A 4,692-nucleotide genomic window follows, 5' to 3' on the forward strand; every position below is an offset into this window, starting at 1 on the left:
ATAATATTCTTGAATAGACGTATGTTTTGCTTTGCTCCCCTGTACGCCCCGATCTAATCCTAAATCTTTTACTTCAACTGCAAAATCAGTCTGCATCTGTGAAAGTGTATGTCGAGATCCACCGATATATTTTTTAGCATTCAATCGTCCTGTTTCTTCGTCCACTGGAACAACGTAGGCGACAAGGTGAGGAGTTGTTTCATCACGGTGAATGGTGGTGCTGACGACATTATTTTTACCGTATTTATTTTCGAGCCATTTTTTTGATTGCTCAAAAAATGCAGTTTCTTTTTCAGTTCCCCAGCCATCCCACTCCGGACTCGCTGTAATCAAATGCTCAATACACAAAACTGCATCTTTACGTCTTTTTTCAGGAATACGATCACGAATAGCGGTCATACATTTTTCGTTTGTATCTAGCTCATGCTCATTCAAATGTGTACGAGCATCATCGGCATTTAACGTTTCTCGATTGCGATAATTATGCGAAAGACTGCCTCCAACATCGGCAAATGACTTGAGTTTCTGAATACGCAAAATAGCAAATGACATTGGAGAAATCCGACACCGCAAAAAGCACACGATAGCAGAGGTTTTTGAGCTTTGCGATAGTGAAGTGGACTCACTCCACTTTCAAATAACCTAAAGGTATATTGAAAGTTCATGAGTAAGGGGGGATTCCCCCCTTAACCCCCATTAAAAAGACTATCTTGAAACAAAACATTCAACTCATTTTTGATTTTATGTTTTGGTGATTAATTTTTTATTGAAAAAAGATTGTACCAATACTTGTACAATCTTTTTTTGTGATGTATAATCCATTTCATATCTTGATCGGCTCTACATGGGCTGATGACCACCTCGCACAAAATGGTGTGCACATATGGTTTTAACAATTTATCCCTAGAAGAACATCTAGAACGATTTTTAGTTTTAACAACTTATCATCCCTGTTTATAGGGAAGGAAAACAAAATGCAAATACTTAACTTTAGCCAAGCTCGGGCTTGCTTTAAGGAGGTAATGGAAGACGTTTGTCGAGATCACGAACCAACTGTGATAACTAGACAGCGAGGTAATCCTGTAGTTGTAATGTCATTGGATGATTTTAACGGTATGAAGGAAACGATATACTTGTTGAGCTCAAAGAAGAATGCAAACAGATTATTAGAATCCGTCGCTCGAATTAAGGCAGGTCAGACCACAAAAAGGAATCTGATAGAAAATGACTGCCAAACAGAAGCAACGTAACAAGAAACAAGCGCAAGAAAATGTAGCTCTAAGCTGGGATGACCATGCTTGGGATGACTACCAATATTGGTTGAAAACCTCTCCTGAAATTTTTAGCAAAGTAAATGATCTGATTAACGAATCATTGAAAACGCCATTTTCTGGCACAGGGAAACCTGAACCTCTAAAAGAAAATCTCTCCGGTTTTATTTCTCGACGTATCACGAAAGAACACCGTCTTGTATATATGTATGAGAAGGGTGTTTTGCATATTGCTTCATGCAGATACCACTACGATGACTAATGTCTCGTAATATTTAAGACTATATAAATTGAAAGGCGTGGATACTGATCTGCGCCTTTTTTATTAGAAAAGCTGTAAAACCCTGACAACTTTTTAGGTTGTATAAAGCATTTTTTTGATTCGTTGAATTCTATTTTCTAAACCCACGATACTTTTTTGAAGTCGATCGCTATACACTTTTTTTTGAAGATCAGAAAATTCTTTAAGTTCATTTTCAAGCTGCTCAATTTTTTCTTGGAGCAAAATTTCTTTCTCAAATTTTGTTATTTCTTTTTCGACCATTACTTAAATCCTGCTTTTTCTAAAAGAGGATATAACTCTCTAAATTTCTCAGGTTGTAAAAGCATTTCAGCAATACGAATGGCAAATTGTTGATAGCTCTCTGTACCTTGGGAATATCTCGACATTTCGGGCATCTCAGACAGTTTGTGAGAAAACATATGTCGTTGTGCATCTGTCATTTTTTTGAATAGATCGGCTGTGTCCGGATCTATATTAGTTTCTATTTTCTTTGCTTGTTGCTTCTGCTTAAAGTTGAATGAAAAGCCTGTGATTGTCCGCCCTTTTTTATGCTGTTCATACGTCACGTCAATATCTGTTAAATCATTGATCTGCTTAATTGATGGCTCTAATACACGTAACTTAAAATTGGAAATAATTTTATATTCAGAATCAATAACACCTATTTGCTTTCTAAACTCATTAATAGTTAGTACTGGGGTTTTACCAGTGCTGCGCCACGCAATTAATATTTCATATAGCCGTGTAGCATACTTACTTTGAAGCTGTGCAACTTGTTCAAGCTCATAACTTGTGAAATGTTCTTCAAGGCGTGTAATTAAAGGAACAACATCAGGCGCAAATATAATTTCTACAGTTGCTTCATTTTTTGTATAGCCGATTTTTGATACCCATCGGCTTGTATACTGTGTCAAATTTCCATTTTTATTTATTTCCTCATAACTAAATTGTCTTGCAAATAAACTCTTACATGCTTCTTTTAAGCTTGTATAAGCACTATGTTTCTCAACATTAAATGTTTGTATGTATGTGCTTGCATGTACTGTTAATGGGTCGTTTGCATTAATACCCTTTCCATTTTCTCTTGCTTCAATAATCGCTAATAGAATTAATCGTTGTTCCACAAGCTCTAAGTTGTAACTGGCATTAATTAAGGCGTTATCTTTTACAATGAGCATATTTTTTTCCTGTTCTACATTACGGCTCACAATCAAATCCTCCTTACGACAAAACCAATATACACAAATTAAAGCGTAAGTAAATATACATAAAATAATATGTATAGATAAGGTCTATAGATGTATAGATATGGGTCTATAGATGTATAGATATGGGTCTATAGATGTATAGATATGGGTCTATAGATGTATAGATATGAAGCTCAAAAGCCTTGCTATCACAGTGTTTCAGAGAGCCTAAAAGCATTTAAAAGCATTTAAAAACATTAAAAGCCCAGAAAAAGTCAAAATCAAAGGCTATGGCACTCGCTTCGCTCGTGTCGTTTCAAGAGCAAAAGCAAAGTCAAAAGCACTAATAATGCATTCGCTATGCTCATGCTTTTTTAAGAGCAAAAGCATCAATACTTCACTCGTAGATATTCGCTCCGCTCTGTTAATCTCGTTTAATGTTGAAATGGAAACTTTGTAATCAGAGAAAAAACAAGGGCGAAATTTTAATGTTGCTCAATCGCTCGTAGACACTCGCTCGGGTACTTAAACATGAGGTTCTATACTCCAAGAGCAAAAAAAGCTAAATTTCAGAGTGAATAGTACCTCATTGTACTATGCAAATAAAACCGAATGTACTAATATTAGTACATGCAGTTTTATTTGCATTAAATTTTTGTACTAAGGGTGTTTAAATGAAGAATCAGTGTGTTGTAGTTTTAACAGCTCGAGGAAAATCTAGAATTTTAAAAGAAGGAGGAAGTCAGGCTTGGAGATTAAACGCTCACCATGCAGGAAAGTGCAGTTACGTGGTTTGCGTTCAAAACCGAAATAAATCTTGGGGTCAACCTGAAGCAAAGCACCACACAGCCTTTTTAATCGGTAAAATATCTAGTATCAGCCAATCTCAAGAAGAAGGCTCTCAAGGTCGTTGGATAATTAATATTTCTGAATATGCAGATATTTCTATTCCTAATGTATGGGATGGAAATAGAAACCCAGTTGCTTATAGAACTTTAGAAGAGCTAAACATTGACTTAGAAAATTTACAGTTCAATAAGTTAGAGCAAGAACCTAATGTTTTAGAGCAAGCGAATAAACCAAAAGAAGAATTAGAGAAAATATCAATTCCTGAAGCTAAAAGATTGTTAGCAAACTATTTTGATGTTCCTCAAGAAAATATTTCTATTACTATTAATATGTAATTTCAAAGGCAAAAGAGAACTATCTTTTGCCTTTTCTTTAAGCGAAATTTCATTGTGATGCTCGTAAACACTCGCTAAAAATCTTTCATTTGCGTTCTAATGAATTTTATTTATTTCAACTATACTTTTATGCATGAAACCCAAAACATGGCTAAAACCCCCGTTTTTTTGCGTTTAAATGGATGTTATGAGGGGGAGTAGTCGTTATCGTTGCTGTTATCAGGTTTTTTGGGTTCATTTTTTCTCTGTTTTTCCAATTCTTGACGTCTTAAAAATGCCAAACGCTCTTTTTCCTGTCTTTCTTGCTCAGCCAGTTGTTTTTTCTGTTCCTGTTCTATGCGTAATTGCTCTCTAAGTTCTCGTTGTTGATTGAATCTTTCTTGTTCTCGTTGTTCATTTAGAAATATATGATGTTCTAGTTGCCTATCAAAATTCTGCTCTAATTTAAAAATTTGTTCATCAAATTGTTTAGTAAGATTCGGATTATTGTATTTGTTGATTATATCCAAATACGGTTTTGCTCTTTGCTGTACTTCAGCTAGTGTCCTTCTTGCATCTGACAGTTCTTTTTTTAACTTTTTCGATTGACTGGCCAGCAAGTTAGCATTGTCAAATCGCGGTCCAATTTGATCAAATATCTGATCAATCATAGCCTTTGCAACTCTCTCACCGTAGGCATTTTTAGATTCAAAAAACTCAGGTTCAGGCACTTCATAGGTGAGTCCTTTTTCAATGCCTGGTTCATTCTCGTAATTGTTCAATTTTTC

The 4,692-nt window shown here is 35.3% G+C and carries 6 protein-coding genes and 1 pseudogene; 3 read left to right on the forward strand and 4 right to left on the reverse strand.

Annotated features, from left to right (window positions below; all coding sequences use genetic code 11):
• The coding region (gene mobV, locus D7V32_RS16670; RefSeq protein ID WP_171407695.1) for a MobV family relaxase at positions 1-552 on the reverse strand (552 nt) is incomplete at its 3' end.
• 422 nt (positions 553-974) lie between these two features.
• Here mobV and D7V32_RS17865 point away from each other — a divergent pair.
• Both D7V32_RS17865 and D7V32_RS16680 read left to right on the forward strand, forming a co-directional pair.
• Positions 975-1,250 carry a type II toxin-antitoxin system Phd/YefM family antitoxin gene (locus D7V32_RS17865; RefSeq protein ID WP_106986749.1) on the forward strand — a complete coding sequence of 92 codons (276 nt, stop codon included), beginning with the start codon at positions 975-977 and terminating at the stop codon, positions 1,248-1,250.
• A complete protein-coding gene (locus D7V32_RS16680; RefSeq protein WP_106986750.1) occupies positions 1,225-1,533 on the forward strand; it encodes a Txe/YoeB family addiction module toxin in 309 nt (102 codons plus the stop codon). Before D7V32_RS17865 ends, D7V32_RS16680 begins: the two co-directional genes overlap by 26 nt.
• Before the next feature lie 93 nt (positions 1,534-1,626).
• Here the strand turns inward: D7V32_RS16680 and D7V32_RS16685 are convergent, their stop codons facing one another.
• Complete coding sequence (locus tag D7V32_RS16685; RefSeq protein ID WP_106986751.1) at positions 1,627-1,815, reverse strand: hypothetical protein; 189 nt, start codon at positions 1,813-1,815, stop codon at positions 1,627-1,629.
• The gene (gene repM, locus D7V32_RS16690; RefSeq protein WP_106986752.1) at positions 1,815-2,732 is read right to left on the reverse strand and encodes a replication initiation protein RepM; all 918 of its coding nucleotides are present in this window, start codon (positions 2,730-2,732) and stop codon (positions 1,815-1,817) included. The genes D7V32_RS16685 and repM overlap by 1 nt, the downstream gene beginning before the upstream one ends.
• A gap of 683 nt (positions 2,733-3,415) precedes the next feature.
• Between repM and D7V32_RS16695 the strand changes: the two genes are divergently transcribed.
• Positions 3,416-3,925, forward strand: coding sequence for a hypothetical protein (locus tag D7V32_RS16695; RefSeq protein WP_106986753.1), 510 nt, complete (start codon positions 3,416-3,418; stop codon positions 3,923-3,925).
• A gap of 185 nt (positions 3,926-4,110) precedes the next feature.
• Here the strand turns inward: D7V32_RS16695 and D7V32_RS16700 are convergent.
• A pseudogene (locus tag D7V32_RS16700) lies at positions 4,111-4,692 on the reverse strand (MobV family relaxase); the annotation flags it as partial.

This window comes from Acinetobacter tianfuensis (assembly GCF_003611465.1).
In the GTDB taxonomy this organism is placed as follows: Bacteria; Pseudomonadota; Gammaproteobacteria; order Pseudomonadales; family Moraxellaceae; genus Acinetobacter; species Acinetobacter tianfuensis.